The sequence below is a fragment of the Actinomadura pelletieri DSM 43383 genome (assembly GCF_003634705.1).
GTDB lineage: Bacteria > Actinomycetota > Actinomycetes > Streptosporangiales > Streptosporangiaceae > Spirillospora > Spirillospora pelletieri.
On sequence record NZ_RBWU01000001.1, the window covers coordinates 1,419,256 to 1,435,502 of the forward strand.

At 69.4% G+C, this 16,247-nt stretch carries 17 protein-coding genes; 10 read left to right on the plus strand and 7 right to left on the minus strand.

Annotation, left to right across the window (positions count from 1 at the left end):
* Positions 1-24: 24 nt before the first annotated feature.
* The gene (locus BZB76_RS06445; protein ID WP_147449349.1) at positions 25-1,011 is read left to right on the plus strand and encodes a hypothetical protein; all 987 of its coding nucleotides are present in this window, start codon (positions 25-27) and stop codon (positions 1,009-1,011) included.
* 15 nt (positions 1,012-1,026) lie between these two features.
* Here BZB76_RS06445 and BZB76_RS06450 read toward each other — a convergent pair whose 3' ends face one another.
* The 3 genes from BZB76_RS06450 to BZB76_RS06460 form a co-directional block, all read right to left on the minus strand.
* Positions 1,027-2,334 (minus strand): cation:proton antiporter, encoded by a 1,308-nt coding sequence (locus tag BZB76_RS06450; protein WP_147449350.1) that lies wholly within the window; start codon positions 2,332-2,334, stop codon positions 1,027-1,029.
* Positions 2,335-2,740: 406 nt separating this feature from the next.
* Positions 2,741-3,457, minus strand: a complete 717-nt coding sequence (locus tag BZB76_RS06455; protein WP_121433310.1) for a class I SAM-dependent methyltransferase — start codon at positions 3,455-3,457, stop codon at positions 2,741-2,743.
* A 155-nt stretch (positions 3,458-3,612) separates the two neighbouring features.
* Positions 3,613-4,509: a LysR family transcriptional regulator gene (locus tag BZB76_RS06460; protein ID WP_246006776.1), complete on the minus strand. Its 897-nt coding sequence runs from the start codon at positions 4,507-4,509 to the stop codon at positions 3,613-3,615.
* A gap of 115 nt (positions 4,510-4,624) precedes the next feature.
* Between BZB76_RS06460 and BZB76_RS06465 the strand changes: the two genes are divergently transcribed.
* From BZB76_RS06465 to BZB76_RS06480, 4 genes are all read left to right on the plus strand, one after another.
* Positions 4,625-5,461: an oxidoreductase gene (locus BZB76_RS06465; RefSeq protein WP_121433480.1), complete on the plus strand. Its 837-nt coding sequence runs from the start codon at positions 4,625-4,627 to the stop codon at positions 5,459-5,461.
* Positions 5,462-5,534: 73 nt separating this feature from the next.
* Positions 5,535-6,641 (plus strand): NAD(P)/FAD-dependent oxidoreductase, encoded by a 1,107-nt coding sequence (locus BZB76_RS06470; RefSeq protein WP_121433312.1) that lies wholly within the window; start codon positions 5,535-5,537, stop codon positions 6,639-6,641.
* 57 nt (positions 6,642-6,698) lie between these two features.
* Positions 6,699-7,409 (plus strand): TetR/AcrR family transcriptional regulator C-terminal domain-containing protein, encoded by a 711-nt coding sequence (locus tag BZB76_RS06475; RefSeq protein ID WP_211342849.1) that lies wholly within the window; start codon positions 6,699-6,701, stop codon positions 7,407-7,409.
* A 112-nt stretch (positions 7,410-7,521) separates the two neighbouring features.
* Positions 7,522-8,502 carry an NAD(P)-dependent alcohol dehydrogenase gene (locus BZB76_RS06480; RefSeq protein WP_121433313.1) on the plus strand — a complete coding sequence of 327 codons (981 nt, stop codon included), beginning with the start codon at positions 7,522-7,524 and terminating at the stop codon, positions 8,500-8,502.
* Positions 8,503-8,514: 12 nt separating this feature from the next.
* Here the strand turns inward: BZB76_RS06480 and BZB76_RS06485 are convergent, their stop codons facing one another.
* Entirely contained in the window at positions 8,515-9,438 is a 924-nt protein-coding gene (locus BZB76_RS06485) for a hypothetical protein (RefSeq protein WP_121433314.1), read from the minus strand.
* A gap of 158 nt (positions 9,439-9,596) precedes the next feature.
* Between BZB76_RS06485 and BZB76_RS06490 the strand changes: the two genes are divergently transcribed.
* Positions 9,597-11,033, plus strand: a complete 1,437-nt coding sequence (locus BZB76_RS06490; RefSeq protein ID WP_170180528.1) for a DUF1990 family protein — start codon at positions 9,597-9,599, stop codon at positions 11,031-11,033.
* Positions 11,030-11,692 (plus strand): DUF1990 family protein, encoded by a 663-nt coding sequence (locus tag BZB76_RS06495; protein ID WP_121433316.1) that lies wholly within the window; start codon positions 11,030-11,032, stop codon positions 11,690-11,692. Before BZB76_RS06490 ends, BZB76_RS06495 begins: the two co-directional genes overlap by 4 nt.
* 19 nt (positions 11,693-11,711) lie before the next feature.
* On the opposite strand, the gene BZB76_RS06500 is transcribed toward BZB76_RS06495, so the two are convergent.
* Positions 11,712-12,044 carry a DUF3140 domain-containing protein gene (locus BZB76_RS06500; RefSeq protein ID WP_121433317.1) on the minus strand — a complete coding sequence of 111 codons (333 nt, stop codon included), beginning with the start codon at positions 12,042-12,044 and terminating at the stop codon, positions 11,712-11,714.
* Positions 12,041-12,274, minus strand: coding sequence for a hypervirulence associated TUDOR domain-containing protein (locus BZB76_RS06505; protein ID WP_121433318.1), 234 nt, complete (start codon positions 12,272-12,274; stop codon positions 12,041-12,043). Before BZB76_RS06505 ends, BZB76_RS06500 begins: the two co-directional genes overlap by 4 nt.
* Before the next feature lie 67 nt (positions 12,275-12,341).
* Between BZB76_RS06505 and BZB76_RS06510 the strand changes: the two genes are divergently transcribed.
* The 3 genes from BZB76_RS06510 to BZB76_RS06520 all read left to right on the plus strand — a co-directional run bounded on the left by BZB76_RS06510 (position 12,342) and on the right by BZB76_RS06520 (position 14,626).
* Positions 12,342-12,755 carry a hypothetical protein gene (locus BZB76_RS06510; RefSeq protein ID WP_211342850.1) on the plus strand — a complete coding sequence of 138 codons (414 nt, stop codon included), beginning with the start codon at positions 12,342-12,344 and terminating at the stop codon, positions 12,753-12,755.
* A gap of 114 nt (positions 12,756-12,869) precedes the next feature.
* A complete protein-coding gene (locus BZB76_RS06515) occupies positions 12,870-13,130 on the plus strand; it encodes a hypothetical protein (RefSeq protein ID WP_246006777.1) in 261 nt (86 codons plus the stop codon).
* Between the two features lie 26 nt (positions 13,131-13,156).
* A complete protein-coding gene (locus BZB76_RS06520; protein ID WP_170180437.1) occupies positions 13,157-14,626 on the plus strand; it encodes an SDR family oxidoreductase in 1,470 nt (489 codons plus the stop codon).
* Between the two features lie 9 nt (positions 14,627-14,635).
* On the opposite strand, the gene BZB76_RS06525 is transcribed toward BZB76_RS06520, so the two are convergent.
* Entirely contained in the window at positions 14,636-16,201 is a 1,566-nt protein-coding gene (locus BZB76_RS06525) for a serine/threonine-protein kinase (protein WP_147449351.1), read from the minus strand.
* Positions 16,202-16,247 lie beyond the last annotated feature (46 nt).

Below are 16,247 nucleotides of genomic sequence, written 5' to 3' on the forward strand. Positions count from 1 at the left end.
GGCGGGCGGAAAAAGGGGTACGTGATGACGCAATCGTCCCCCGAGGACGGCACTGGACCGAAAGTGACCCAGGGCCAGTCGGGAGCGTCCGGGGCCGGGCTCGGGAAGATTCAGGACCTGTGCCGGGCCGTCCTGCTGCGGCGCAGGGTGCACCATGTCGCGTACTACGTCTTCGGCAACCAGTTGTTCTGGCAGGACACCTTCGAGTCGACCGATGTGCCCGGCTTCACCTCGCCCGAGGAGATCAAACGCAAGCGTGAGACACTGGACGTCTACGGGCAGCAACTCCACTACATCGTGGCCAGACTCGACAGGGCGTTCACACCCGTCCGAAACGGGCGGCTGATCCGCTGCGTGTTCGACGTCGGGGACGGCGCGCTGTTCTACTACTCGCCGTTCCCGGGCGAGTACCTGGTGGGCGCGTCCCTGGCGGACACCCCGGTGGACGAGGCCGACACCGCCATGGGCGAGCTGTGCGAACAGGTGCGTTTGGCGCGCGGCTACGGCGGCACCCCGAACCCCGGTGGTTTCATGACCGAGTTCGACGTGGAGGTCGACTCCGACGAGCTGGTCGATACCGCCGAGTTCATCCACGAGGACAGCACGGAGAACCATCGTCCCGAGCTGGTCGGCCACTTCCGTGCCGCTCTCAGCCCCGAGGCGCTGCACTACGTGGCGTATTTCGAGGGTCCCTTCCTGCGCCTGTCGGCGGATCTGCTCCGCCATCCCCGGCTGGCCCCTCTCACGCTCGTCACCAAGCACGCCGACCGCAGGAAGCAGTATGAGCGGATCGGCAAGCTGACCTACATCACCGTCCAACGGTTGGACAGGACGCTGCTTCCGCTGCTCGGCGGCGGTCTGAACCGTGTGGTGCTCGACGTCGAGGCCGGTGCGCTGTTTTACCACCGGCTGAAGAACGACGCGGTGCTCGTCGGCGTCACACTCGACCAGGCGAAGGTCGCCGTGGCGGAGACGATGCTGAACACGCTGGCGAACGCGATCGCGGACTGAGCGCCGAGACCGCCGTCAGTCGTCGGTGTTCGGCGCCGGGGGCGGGGGGACGGCCGGTGCCGGTGCGCCGGGCTGGGGCTGGGGCGGCATCGGCGCGCAGCCGAACGCCTCCGCCGCCGGTTGCGCCGGTGAGGGGAAATCCGCTTCCGCGTCGAACCCGACATAGTGGGCAGGACGCCGGCGCGGTGTCCGGTCGGGGGACGGCCGCAGCCGCTCCCGGATCGCCGCCCACGAGCCGGCACGGTCGTAGGCGGTGTTGCAGAGGGCGTGGAGCGCGTTGATGACGACGATCGCGGGGGTGACGGTCGCGACCACGTCGGGGAACACCGGGGCCAGCAGAAGCGAGAGCACGATCGCCGTGATCCCGTTCTGCTGCGCGATCGCGAGTTGGACGCGGTCGTCGGGGGTCTGTCCTCGCGTGAGAGGCAGGCTCACGATCGCGTGGACCGCGTAGGCGGTGACGCCCAGGACGAGACCGGCGACGAACAGGACGCGCATCGACAGCAGGAAGCCCGTACCGAGTATCGCGAGAAGCAGGGCGACCTGGGTGAGCTGCCCGATCCGGCGTTCGAACGCCTCGGGCGCCCCGGCGAGGGTCGGGCGGACGAACAGGCCGACGAGCGCGACGCCGAGCATCCAGAACTGGGAGACCGCGACGACGGCCGCCACCACCAGCAGCACGCAGCCGACCACGAACCCCACCGCGCCACCGGGACGCGAACGTCGCAGAACGAGCCACCACAACCCGCAGACGACCGCCGCGAACGCCGCGTTGAAGACCGCCCCGACCACGAATCCGGAGAGGCCGCCTCCCTGAAGCTCGGTGAGCGCGTCGGTGCGGCCGAGATCATGGACCGCCACGGACAGGGTCGCGGCGTAGATGGTGAGCAGCGTCGTCACCGGGTCGTCGAACGACGCCCACGCGAGCAGCAGCGACTTGCCTCGGGGCGACAGCCGTGAGGACGACTGGAGCGCGGCGACCGACAGCGGGTCGATCTGTGCCACGGCGACGCCGAGCACCAGCGCCTCGGGCCCGGGAAACAGCACCACCATGACGCCGGTGATGACCGCCGCCTTGACCAGCACTCCCACGGTGACCGCCAGGACCACGGTGTGCAGGTCCGTGCGCATCTGCCCGCGCTCGATGCCGTGCGTGCTGCTGTACAACCCGATGGCCAGCAGGGCCGTGACGGCGTAGAAGTAGGCGTCTCCGTCGACGAGATCGTCGACCCGTGCGGCTCCGGCGATCCGGCCCGCGGCGACGCCCACCGCCGTGATCGCGAGCGCGATCAGTAAGCGCCGGGTGACCGCACTACGAAACATCTTCGGTGTTCCCATGGCAGGACGACCCCGTCTTCCCAGCCCGTGGCCCACCTCTCCCGCAGGCAGCATCGACACCTAATGGTTCGCACCATTCCCGCGCACCGATGCTAATCGATTGTCGTGCAGATCACCAGTGATGTCCGGATGTCGACATGGCCGAAATGAGGGCCTCGCCCCGGAAGTGCGGGAGTGATCTGAATTTTGCACCGCGATATGCATGCATATCACCGCCCGGTCATTGTTCTGTGCGGCGTTTTCAGGTCGACCGCATCCCCTGTTGCCCGTGGGAAGAAATGGCACGGTCCAGAACGGCGGTGGACGGAACGACCCGGCCGCGCGACATCGGCCGGGTGGATGACGGACGAAGAAGTCGTGAACGGTCTCCGTCGTTCCGACCGGAGACCGGTCAGGCGGAGGCTTTGCGGGCCAGCACGAGCCGGTACCGGGGGCTGCCGTCGTCACGCCGGCCCAGCGCCTTCAAGGGGACCGTCGTCACGGTGAAACCGGCTGCCGTCAGGTCGTCGCTGACGGCACCGAGGGGACAGGTGCGGTAGTACATGACGAACGGGGGACGCCACACGGCGTTCCGGACCCGCATGGCCACGTCGAATCCGAGCAGCGCCCAGTACCAGCCCGACGTCAGGGGTTGGGGCGCGCCGATCGGGAAGGCGAACAGGCCACCGGGCCGCAGCGCGCGGTACACCCCGGCGAAGAGCGAGGGACGTTCGGCGGGCAGGAAGTGCCCGAGCGCGCCGAAGGTGACGGCGAGGTCGAAGGCGCCGACGAACGGCAGCGCCCGAGCGTCGGCCCGCACCTGGTGGGCGTCCGGGTGGGACGCGCGTGCCTGCGCGAGCATGCCCGCGCTGAAGTCGACGCCCGTGACCCGCTCCTGGCACAGCGCTTCGAGGACTCCCAGGCCCGCCCCCGTGCCGCAGCACACGTCCAACCCGTGGCGGAACGGCCCGAGCGGGCGCAGCGCGTCGGTGGTCGCGTCCAGGATGCCGTCGGGCGTGCGGAACGGCGTGTGGTCGAACTTCGGTGCCAGCAGGTCGTAGCCGTGCTCGACCGACGACAACGCCTGGACTACCAGCTCGCGCGCGGACGGCCCTTGAGACGAGAACACCGGCCAAGGGTACTTCCAGGCGGCGTCCGGGAGCGTTGGTGGACCGCGGGCTCCGTCTTGATCGAGGCGTCCATAAGGTCTCGACGATGTCACTTCCCGACCCACCCACCCGCGACCGCCCCGAGTAAGACACCCGCACGGCCGCCGGGCCGTCCTCATCCCCGGTGGGTGAGATCGGTGGTCTCGGCGAGGTCGGTGGCGATGTCGAGCAGTCTGCGCCGCGCCGGGCCGTCCCGTCCGGGTACCCAGGCGACGACGGTGCCGGCCCGCTCACCGGCCAGCGGGATGAACACCACCCCGGTGCGGCGGATGCTGCTCGCCGAGAGGGCGAGCCGGGTGATGCCGACACCCGCGGCGACGAGCCCGAGCAGGTTCACGGCCCCGCACGTCCGTTGGACGACCCTCGGGATGAACCCGGCGGCGGCGAAGTCCCGGTCGTACTGCGCGTGCCACGGCGGCCACGACTCCCGTGGCGTGAGCACCCAGTCCTCGTCGGCCAGGTCGGCGAGGCGGAGTTCGGTCCGGTCGGCGAGCGGGTGCCCGCTCGGCAGGACCGCGCACGCCGGTTCGGTGGCGAGTGTCCGGGTGGCGAGGTCGTCGACGAGCGGCGGGCGCGTGAACGCCACGTCGAACCGTCCGTCGCGCAGCCCGGCGACCAGTTCGTCGATCTGCTCGTTGTGGGTCGTGAACTCGATTCCGGGTGCGCGTTCCCGCAGGGCTTTGACCATGGGCGGCAGCATGTAGTTGGCGGTGGACGCGAGGAACACCAGGCTCAGGCGGCCGATCTCACCACGTGCGGCCCGCTGCGCGACGGCGGCGGCCTCGTCGGCACGCGCGAGGACGGCTCGGGCCTCCGGCAGGAACATCCGTCCCGCGTCCGTGAGCCGGGTACCGCGCGTATCGCGGTCGAACAGGCGGATTCCGAGGTCGCGTTCGAGCGCGCCGATCTGTTGCGACAGCGACTGCTGGGCGAGGTGAAGGTGCTTCGCGGCTCGGCTGAAGCCCTGATGGTCGGCGACGGCGACGAAGTACCGCAGCTGACGCAGCTCCATGCTCACAGGTTCTGACTGTAGCCGCGGGAAGAAGCATGTGTTGGCCAAGCCGTCGCCGGACCGATCAGGGTGGAGATCGACAGCATGGACCTCGAGAACAGAGATGCGAGCGACGATGACCAGAACTGATCGGGTGTGGTTGATCACCGGCTGCTCGGCGGGATTCGGCCGGGAATTGGCGTTGGCGGCATTGGCGGCGGGTGACCGAGTGATGGCGACGGCACGTCGGCCGGACCGGCTGGCCGACCTCGTCGAGGCCGGTGGAGATCGGGTACGGACCGCGCCGTTGGACGTCATACGGACGGAACAGGTGACCGCCGCCGTCGAACGGACGATCGCCGAGTTCGGCCGGATCGACGTGGTGGTCAACAATGCCGGGCACGGCAGCGTCGGCGCGGTCGAGGAACTGGACCTGGCGGACCTGCGGGCCCTGATGGACGTCATGTTCTTCGGCGCCGTCGCGGTGACGAAGGCCGTCCTGCCGCACCTGCGAGCCCGACGCGCGGGCACGATCGTGCAGATCAGTTCGATGGCTGGGCAGTTGAGCATGCCGGGTTTCGGGGCGTACTGCGCGGCCAAGTTCGCCCTCGAAGGACTGTCCGAGGCGCTGGCGGCGGAGGTCGAGCCCTTCGGCGTCCGCGTGTTGATCGTGGAACCCGGGGCGTTGCGGACCGAGTTCGGTGGTTCGCGGATGCGCCGGTCACGGGTCATCGAGGAGTACGCCGCGTCCACCGGCCCGATTCGCGCGATGGTCGACGAGATGGACGGCACCCAGCCCGGCGATCCGCGAAAGGCGGCCCGCGCCGTCCTGGAGGTCCTCGACAGTGCCAACCCGCCGCTGCGGCTCGCGCTGGGCGACGACGCCGTCGACCACATCGCCGCCCACCACGAACTGCTCCGCGCCGACCTGACACGCTGGGAGAAGCTCGGGCGCTCCATTAACGTGGATTGAGCCGGGGCCACGCCGCCGGACGTCGGTCAAGGAGGGGCTTGCACGGTCTGGGCCGTTGAGTCAGGGTGATCGCATGGCGGCGAGTGTGGTGGTCGTGGGTGCGGGCCTTTACGGCGCGGCGGTGAGCGCCGCGTCGGCGCGGCGGGGTGCCCGTGTCGTCGTCGTGGATGCCGGTGCCCCGGCGGGCGGTACCTCCGGTGCGACGTTCTCCTGGACCAATTCCTGCGGCAAGCAGCCACGGGCGTACCACGATCTCAACGTGGCGGGCATGGAGGCCCACCGGAGGCTGGCCGCCGACGTCCCCGACGGGGACTGGTACCACGAGAGCGGCAATCTGACGTGGGCGGAAGGCCCCCGCCTGGACGAATTGCGCAGCAAGGTCGCGGGCGTCCTGGACTACGGGTACGAGGCGCGGTGGCTCAGCCGCGCGGAAGTGCTTCGTCTGGAACCCGACCTCGACCCCGCGGCCTTGCCCGCTGATGAGATCGCCTATTTCCCGCGTGAGGGCTGGATCGAACCGACCCCTCTGATCGCCCATCTGCTCTCGCAGGCGGTGTCGGCCGGGGCCGAACTGGTCCGGAACGACCCGGTCACGCACCTGGAGACCACCGGCGGGGTCGTGCGTACGGTTCGACTCGCCTCGGGGCGGCGACTCGCCGCGGACGCCGTTGTGAACTGCGCGGGGCCGCAGGCGGGTCGTGTCGCCGAACTCGCCGGGTTGGCGCTGCCGATGCGCAACACCCGTGGCGTGCTCGTCTACACGTCACCGGTGGCGGTGTCGGTGTCCCGGGTGATTCACGCGCCCCACGTCCATCTGCGTCCGGACGGTGCCGGACGGCTCCTGCTGCACACCGGCGAGCTGGACGAAGCGGTGCGGGTGTCCGAGGCCGGGGAGATCACCGTCGCCCCTTCGGCGGTCGTCCAACTGCTTGAGGCGAGCGGTGTGCTCTACCCGGGGATGAAGGGCGCCACCGTGGAAAGCGTCCGGGTGGGCGAACGTCCCATTCCGAGCGACGGTCTACCGGTGCTGGGACGGTCGGCAGAACTGCCCAACTTCCACTTCGCGGTGTCGCACAGCGGCGCGACCCTGTGCCTGCACGCCGGTGACCTGGTCGCGGCCGAGGCCCTCGGTGACGACCAGAGCGAGACCCTGTCCCCGTTCCGGTTCGAGCGACTCTGAGTCTCGTCCCACCGGAGACTTACCTTGTACGGGTAGAGTGCGCCGGGAGGCAGATCCATGACCCTACGGACCGACGCCGACGAGGTGACCGAGCGGCCCCGCATCCCGCTGAGCCGCAGGCGGGTGTTGCGGGCGGCCGTGGAACTCGTCGACCGTGACGGCCCGGGTGCGCTCACGATGCGCCGCCTCGCGCAGGAGGTCGGGGTCGAGGCGATGTCGCTCTATCACCACGTCGCCAACAAGGAGGCCGTCTTCGACGGCATCGTCGAGGTGATCCTCGAAGAGGTCATGGCGGCGGTGGACGAGGTCGAGGCTCCACCCGCGGAACAGGACTGGCAGGCCGCGCTGCGCGCGCGGATCCTCGCCGCCCGGGAGGTCTTCCTGCGGCACCGCTGGGCCCCGCAGATCTTGGAAAACCGCAGTGAAACGAGCCCGCTCGTCATCGCCTACTACGACCACATCGTCGCCGTGCTTCGGGAGGGCGGGTTCTCCTACGAGCTGGCGCACCGGGCTCTGCACGTCCTGGGCAGCCGCGTTCTGGGGTTCACGCAGGAGTTGTTCCAGCCTGATGCCGCCCAGAACGTCGATGTCGAGGCCGCCATGGAACAGTTCGCGGATCGGTACCCGCACATCGTCGGGATGCTGGCGGAGGCCGTCCGGCACGACCCGGACGGCTCCCTGGGCTTCTGTGACGACCAGTTCGAGTTCGAGTTCGCGCTCGACCTGATCCTCGAAGGACTGGAGCGGCGCCGCGCCGCCGGTTCGTAACCCTGAGCGCTCTCCGCTGAGATTCCAGCGGGCCCTTGACTCCCTTACGACGTACGATAGCCTTACGGCGTATGACAACCTTACGCCGTACGACAGCCGGGAGGACGTGGCCATGAAAGCCTGGAGTTGGGACCGCTACGGCCCGCCCGACGTGCTGACACTCAAGGACGTCGACGAACCGGCCATCGGCCCGGACGAAGTGCTCGTGCGGGTGCGGGCGGCGTCCGTCAACCCCTACGACTGGCGCCATGTGGCGGCCGACCCGAAGCTGGTCCGGCTCAGCATCGGCCTGCGGCGACCGAACCCGGGCCTGGTCCCCGGCGCCGACCTCGCCGGGGTGGTCGAGCGGGTGGGCGCCGAGGTGACCGGGCTGGACGTCGGTGACGAGGTCTTCGGAGAGGTCCGCTTGGGTTCCTTCGCCGAACGGGTCGCCGTCCCGCAGAACAGACTCGCCGTCAAACCGGCCGGTCTGACCTTCGAGCAGGCTGCGTCGGTGTCGATGTCCGCGCACACCGCGCTCCAGGGGCTACGGGACGTCGGACGCGTCTCCGCCGGGCAGCGGGTCCTGGTCAACGGGGCCTCCGGCGGTGTCGGGACGTTCGCCGTCCAGCTCGCCAAGACGTTCGGAGCCGAGGTCACCGGCGTGTGCAGCACCCGCAACATCGAACTGGTCCGTTCCCTGGGCGCGGACCACGTCGTGGACTACACCCACGAGGACTTCACCCAACGGAAGGGGCGGTACGACCTGCTCATGGACAACGTGGGCAACCGGTCACTGGCGCGACTGCGACGTCCCCTCACCCCGCGCGGCACACTCGTGATCGTCGGCGGTATCGACTCGGGTCGCGGCGCGCTGCTCGGCCCGGCGGCGCAGATATTGCGCGGGGCCCTGGTCTCTCCGTTCGTCAGACAGCGCGTTCGCACCGTCCGCTGGAAGCCGAACTCCACGGACCTGCGCCTCCTGGCCGAACTCATGGACGAAGGCCGACTCACACCCGTCATCGACCGCACTTACCCGTTCGACCAGATCCCCGACGCGCTGCGCTACCTCGAACGCGGCCACGCCCGAGGCAAGGTCGCCATCACCTTCTGATCGTTCGCCCGTTCACCTCGCCCATGGCACGTGCACGATCGACTCGGGACGTAGTGGCCACTCCGCTGTGGTGAGGCTGAGCCGGTCTTCGAAGGGGTACCGGTCGTCCTCGTCGTGCGGCAACGCGCTCCGGACGAAGCAGCGGTGCAGCAACAGTTCGCGGCGCTCGTCGAGTGGAGTCGGTTCGTCGAGTTCGCCGGGCAGCCGTGCGGGTGGGTCCACGCCGATGTCCACCTCGCCGTCCCAGTTCAGGTGCAGGCCGTCCGCGTCGGAGTAGAAGCGGTGGAAGCTCGTGCGCCACTGCGAGTTGGAACCCCACCCGTGCGACAGGTCCTTGGTCGGACGCGGCTGGCGGCAAAACGTGAAGTACAGCGTCGAGGACGTGGCGACAACGGCGTCCACCAGGTGACGTGGTGCCCGAACCCGCACACCGGCCCGGCTGAACAGCAGGTCACCGAACCAGAAGCCGGGCCACAGCACCTCCTCCAGGACCACGCCCGTCGCGGCGGGGTCCGGCACCACGGCGAAGATCTCGTGATGGAACGGCGAGAACGCCTCGGCGTGCTCGAACGGTGTCAAACCGATGCCGCTGAAGAAGCGCGTGTACACGTCCCGACCCTCGGCTTCCGGCCCGCGACGCCCGCCGGTGACACCGAATCCCCGCGGCGGGTCCCCTTCCGGGCAGAACAGTTCGATCAGGAAGTCGCTGATCCGGCTCAGCGCGTACATCTTCATGATTCGCCAGAGCTGCTCGTCGTCCCCGGAGTATCCGCCCCCGGGGACCCGCTCCCGGGTGCGCAGCGGCGCCAATTCGGCCAGGTGGGCGGCCGCCGTGCGCTGTTGACCGCTCAAATACTCCTGACGTGCGGCGACGTCGTCCTGATGGTCGAACAGGCCGTCGTACACACCGCGGAAATGGCCCCAGTCGAGTTCCATGGCGTGATCATCGTCCCGCCGGGCGGTACCGGCAACGCATTTCGGTGACCGAGATTCGGTCCGGGCAGGAGGGGTAAGGGCCTGCCCGTCCGGCGCGGTAGGGCGTCGGACGCGAGGGGAGCATGGAGGGCGCCGTGCGAGTGAGGTGGCGGCGGCGCGTGCGTGCGGTGCGTTGGCCCGCGGGCATGGGCATCGCCGTGTGGCGGTGGCTGCGGCGGTCCCGCCGGGTGTCGCGGGGACGGCTCCGCGACGACCTGGTGTCGGAGATCGAGCGGGTGCCGCGCCATGGCGGTGACCGCGTGCAGGACTCGCGGCAGGGCGTCGGCGCGATCTACCAGCGGCGTTACACGGTCCGCATCGAAGACAGCCCGGTGACCGCGACCGAACTGATCGAGAGCCTGGGCGCCGATCTCAATGCCGCGTCCCCGGTGGAGGTCGCCGTCTTCGACAAGACCTCGGGGGCCTCCGAGGTCCTCGCGAAGGGGGACGAGTACGTCGTCCACATGCCGGGTCCTTGGGACTGCCCGGTCCGGGTGGTGGAACAGACACCGGAGGCGTTCCGGTTCGCGACGCTGCGCGGCCACCTGGAAGCCGGGGAGATCGAGTTCCGGGCGAGGGACGTCGCGGAGAACGTCGTGGAGTTCACGATCGAGTCCTGGGCGCGCAGCGGCGACCGGCTCGCGGAGATTCTTTATGCGAAGGTCGGCATCGCGCGGGAAATGCAACTCCACATGTGGTCGCACTTCTGTAACCGCGTCGTCGAGATGTCCGGTGGTCGCATGGCCGGTGAGGTGGAGGTCCTGACCGAACGGACGGAAGTGTCCGATCTCGGGCCGCGACAACTCATGGTGCGCGCGCTCACGCCGGTGTTCACGCGAGGCTTCGCGCTGGCCACGCGGCTGCGGGATCGGCCCCTGCATCCCCGAGGCCTGGTCTTCGACGCGACTCTTGCCTTGCATGGGACGTCCGAACGCTGGGGTATTCCGTTGCTGGACGACCGCGCGGAACTACCGGCACACGTGCGGCTTTCCCGCGCGGTGGGCTGGCCGCCCCCACTGCCGGACATACTGGGCCTGGCCCTGCGATGGCAACAACCGCAGGACGGAGAAACCGAACCGGAGGCCCCCGCGGATCTGCTGCTCGCCACGACCGGACGAAGCCGTTGGGGACGCCATCTGCTGAAACCCGCGAGCAGGTGGAGCCCGACCTTCTACGGATCCCTCCTGGCATACCGGGCCGGCGACCGCCGGATCCTGCTGGGCGCGGTCGCCCGGCAGCCCCGAATCCTCCCCGCCGACCTTCCGACACTGGCCCGCGCCATGAAAGAAGGGCCACTGCGGCTGGATCTGGTGGTGTCGACCGAATTCGGCGCCTGGCAGCGGTTCGGCGAACTGCGCCTCCACGGACCCGCGCTGAACGATGACAGCGCGCCAATGCGTTTCAACCCGGCCCAGCACCGCATTCACGGGCTGAGCCCGGCGGGGGTGTTCCAGCAGGTGCGCGGGTTCACCTATGCGACCGTGCAGCGGATCGCCCGCGGAGCCGAATCCCGCGAGCCCGAGCGGCGGCGCCGGTCGGAGAAGGCGGCCCCATGAGAAGGAGTCTGCGCGTCCAGCGCCGGATGCAGCGGCTGCACGCCGAACTGCACCGGCTTCCCCTCAACTTCGATCCGAACGAGCACGACCTGAACCGTTCGGAAAGCGGCTGGAACGTCGACGACTACCGGCAGCCGCTGCCCCCGGAACCACCGGGCCCGCCGGTTCCCGGGGGGAGCTGGGAGGTCGCCTGTGGACTCGTTCGGAACTACCAGTACGCCGATCCCGGCATCATCCGGGAGATCCTCCGTTCGGGCCCTCCCGAGCCGGGCCGGAACATGCTGCTCGAAGGCCGGTTCTACGGGCTGCGCTTCTATCTCGGTCTGCGCGTCGGAGGCGTCGTCGACGGATACATCGAGCAGAACGGGCGCCGGGCCCGGGTGTGGGGCTGGAACTACCGGACGCTCGAAGGGCACCTGGAACGCGGCCAGATGGACCAGGAGGTCCGTAAATGGCTCGACACCGGAGAGGTCGAATTCCATGTTCACGGCTTCTCGCAACGGGCGTCCATTCCGAACCCCATCGTCCGGCTGGGCTTCATCCTGTTCGGACGGGCCACGCAGGTCAGGTTCTACCGGCGGGCGTGCCGGCGCATGAAGGTTCTGACGGAGGCCGAACTCGCCACGCGAAAGCAGGCCCTCGAACGGAAGCCCGGCTGAGCCCGACGAACGACGCGTCTCACTTGAGGGGATCGTGGCCCCAGTTCATGAGCGAATAGCGCCACTTGGTCTCCTTCACGTCCCCGGAAGGCCGTTGGGCGAGGTGGCGATGGACGTAGCCCACCACCTTGTTCATATGCGCGTAGTCCTGCTCGGTCAGGTCCGACTTTCTGGCCCGCAGCAACTCGACGATTCTTCGGCCGGACGCGTGGCCGGTCGATTCGCCGCCGTCGTCCTTCTGCCCGACCGACCGCGACTCCTCGGTCGCCAGCCACCGCTCCAACTCCTTCGGAGTCATGTTGACGACCTTGCCGAACTCCGCCGCCACGTCCTCCCGGTCGTCGCCGCTCATTTCTTGCGCTTCCGCTTCTTCAGCGCCGAGCCCTTGTGCGCGGCCTTCTTACCGCTCTTCTCGCTGCGCACGACGTACTGCGGCTCCTCGGGCGAGGCCGCCACGGTGCGTCCCGCCGCCTCCCGCCGATCGGTGATCTTCTCTTCCACCCGTCCCTCGGCCGTGGAGCCATGGCTGCGCCACGTCACCTCGTCCCCGACGTCGGGATCTTTGTCGCGTTTGCCGGTCATGCGGCGGGCGGTACCCGGCGCCGAGCGGGGTAGTCACCCCAGAACACCTGATCAACGAGGAGTTGCCATGTCTTCGGAGACCGATGGCGAACGCTATGGATTCGCCTTCGACCACCGCCTGCTCCGCCCGCTGGCGTTGCTGGGCATCCGCCCGTCGACCTGCGGGCTGGTGATCGCGCCCGACGAACTGCTGGTGCGGTTCGGCCCGTGGCGCGTGCGGACGACACCGGACAACGTCGCCGGTGCCGAGGTCACCGGCCCCTACCAGGCCTGGAAGGCCATCGGCGTCCGCGTGTCCTGGGCCGACCGCGGGCTGACCTTCGGCACCAGCACCGAGCGGGGCGTGTGCATCCGCTTCCACCGGCCCGTCCCCGGCGCGGAACCGACGGGCCGGCTGCGCCATCCCGGCCTGACGCTGACCCTCGCCGATCCCTCCGCCGTCGCGGACCGGCTCCAGGACATGGTGTCGGCGCCGCGGTAGGCCGTCCCGTTCCGCCGCGACAAAACCGGGCATCGCACGCTTGTGCAGGTCAGCGCCGGGTAGGTCGGGTCCGACAAGGGAGGGAAAATGATTAACAGACTGCATAAATGGGGCATGAGGTCCACCTTCATGTACACCGCCGGCATCGCCTCGATCGGCCTGGCGTTCGCCTCCTGGGCCGCGTCGAACCGGCTGGAGTCGGCGGGCCTCGAACGCGCCGACCGGTGGGGCATCTTCGTCGGCGAATGGGCCCCGACCTTCTTCGCGATGGGCATCGCCCTGCGCATGGAGGAGTTGCGGGACGAGGAAGAGCGGGCCTACGCCCAGCACGAGTCGGCCGGCGAGAGGATCAGCCACTCGGCGGCGATGCGCTAGCGCCGATCGTGAACCGCCTGTGTCTGGTGACGGGGGCCAGCGGCTACATCGGGGGCCGGCTGGTCCCCGAGCTGCTGGGCGCCGGTCATCGCGTGCGCTGCATGGCCCGTTCGGCGCGGCGGCTGCGCGACCACCCCTGGGCCGGACGAGTGGAGATCGTCGAGGCCGACGCCACCGACCCGGACGCGACCCGCCGCGCGCTGGACGGCGTCGACGTCGCCTACTACCTGATCCACGCGATCGGCGGCGCGGGCGGCTTCGCCGAGAACGACCGCCGCGCGGCCCGCACCTTCGCCGACGCGGCACGGGACGCCCGGGTCGGCCGGCTCGTCTACCTCGGCGGCATGGACCCCGACGAGGAACTGTCCCCGCACCTGCGGTCCCGTGCCGAGGTCGGCCGGATCATGCTCGACCATGGACCGCCCACGGTATGGTTGCGCGCCGCCGTGATCATCGGCTCGGGCTCGGCGTCGTTCGAAATGTTGCGTCACCTCACCGAGCGCCTCCCCCTCATGGTCACTCCACGCTGGGTGCACACCCGGATCCAGCCGATCGCTATCCGGGACGTCCTGCACTATCTGGTGGGGTCCGCGAACCTGCCCGCCGACGTGAACCGCGGCTTTGACATCGGCGGCCCGGACGTCCTCACCTACGTCGACATGATGCGCCGGTACGCCGCCGTGGCCGGGCTGAAGCGCCGTTTCATCGTCCCGGTCCCGGTGCTGAGCCCCAGCCTGTCGAGCCTGTGGGTGGGAGCCATCACGCCGGTCCCCGGCGGCCTGGCGCGTCCCCTGGTGGAGTCGCTGCGCAACGAGGTCGTGTGTACCGAGAACGACATCGACCGGTACGTCCCTCCACCCCCGGACGGACCGATCGGCTTCGACCGTTCGGTCGCCCTCGCGCTGCGCCGGGTCCAGCAGGCGGACGTCACCACCCGCTGGTCATCGGCCGGAGTCCCCGGCGCCCCGAGCGACCCGCTGCCCACAGACCCCGACTGGTCCGGCGGCACCCTCTACACCGACGACCGCACATGCCGCGCGGACGCCCCACCGGAACGACTGTGGGAGGTCGTCGAGGGAATCGGCGGCAAACACGGCTGGTACTCCTTCCCGATCGCCTGGCGAGCCCGTGGCGTCCTCGACCGCCTGGTGGGAGGCGTGGGACTACGACGCGGCCGCCGAGACCCGCGCCGGCTCCGCATCGGAGAGACCGTCGACTTCTGGCGCGTGGAAGAAATCGAAACGAAAAAGCTCCTGCGACTACGCGCCGAAATGCGCCTTCCCGGCCTCGCCTGGCTCGAACTGCGAATCTCCGAGGAGAACGGCCACACCCTCCTGAACCAACGCGCGCTCTTCTACCCCCGCGGCCTGGCGGGCCACGCCTACTGGTGGACGTTCCGTCCCTTCCACAACCGAATCTTCAACCGCATGTGCCACAACATCACCCGCGCGGCCGAACGACCACCCCGAGCGCCGGACAGTGAAGCCCCGCCCTGAGTCAGCAGGTCAGCGACGCTCTTTGGCTCTACGCGTCCAGAGGTCGAGGCTATGGCGAACCTTGACGGTCTGGGGGTGGTCGGGGCCGAGGACGCGTTCATGGAGGCGCAAGAGGTGCGCGTACTGGTCGCGCGCTTGAGCGGGATCCCCGGCCTTGCCCGTCCAAAGCGCGAGGTTGTTGGCGGCGTTCAGGGTGTCGGGGTGATCAGGGCCGAGGATGCGTGCGCGAAGGGGTAGGAGGTAGGCGAACTGGTCGCGCGCGGCGGTGAAGTCCCCGGCCTTGCCCGTCCAGTAGGCGAAGTGACCGCGGACGTGAAGGGTGAAGGGGTGTTCCGGGCCGAGAACGCGTTCGTGGTCGTGTAGGAGGCGGGTGAATTCGTCACGTGCGCCAACGGGGCTTCCGGCTTCGCCCGTCCAGTAGGCGAGATTCTCGCGAATGGTCAGAGTCCGAATGTCGTCGGGGCCGAGGATGTGCTGATGGTCGTGCAAGAGGTAAGTCAACTGGTCGCGCGCACGAGCGGGATCCCCGGCCTTGCCCGTCCAGTGGGCGAGAGCCTGGCGGCTGGTCAGGGTGTGAGTGTGGTCGCGGCCGAGAACGCGCTGACTGTCCGAGATCAGGCTTTGCAGCAGGGCGATGGCGACATCATGCCGACCGGCCTCGCCGTGCTCCTTGGCCTGGTCGAAGCGGGTTCGCATGGCGTTGACAGGGTGATCGGGGTCGGTGTGCCGGCGCCACAGGTCGTACAGGTGCTCGGCGACGGCGGCCGCGTCCCGGGGCCGCTGATCCGGTTCCTTGGCCAGCAGGACATGAAGGTAGTTCTCCAGCTCGGAGGGGGCGTCGGACCGCAGGGTCCGGGCCGGTGGCGGTGGCGTCGCGAGATGTTGCGCGATCACGCTGCGAACGTCATCGCCGGTGAAGACGTGGCGGCCGGTCAGTAGCTGGAAGACGGTCGCCCCCAGCGCGTACAGGTCGGCGCGATGGTCGACGGGTTCGCCCGTGAGCTGCTCGGGCGCCATGTAGGCCACGGTGCCGATCGTGGCGCCGCCGGTCAGCCCGCTGGTGGCGTCCCGCAGCCGCGCGATCCCGAAGTCGCAGATCTTCACCGTGCCGTCGGCGGTGAGCATCAGATTGTGGGGTTTGATATCGCGGTGCACGATGCCGGCCGCGTGCGCGGCGGCCAGCCCCTCCGCCGCCTGCGCCCCGAACCCCAGGACCTGGTCGATCGGCAGCCCGCCCGGGTGCCCGTCCAGCAGACGCTTCAGATCCGGCCCGTGCAGGTACTCCAGCACCAGATAGGGCAGCCCGTCATGCTCGCCGACATCGTGGACCAGGGCGATGTTGCGGTGCGTCAACCGCGCCGCGGCCCGTCCCTCCCGCGCGAACCGCTCCAGCGCCTGCTCCTGGACGGAACCGTGCATCAGATGCGGTTGCAGCACCTTGACCGCCACGGGACGTTCCAACCGAAGGTCCTCGCCCCGCCACACCTGCCCCATGGCGCCCTCGCCGAGCAGCTCGACCACCTGGTAGCGGCCCGCGATCACCGCGTCCTCGACCAACAAATCGGTACCGTCCACCCACGTCCCCCGGCCGCAGGCCGGACCCGCCACAGACCCGACTCCA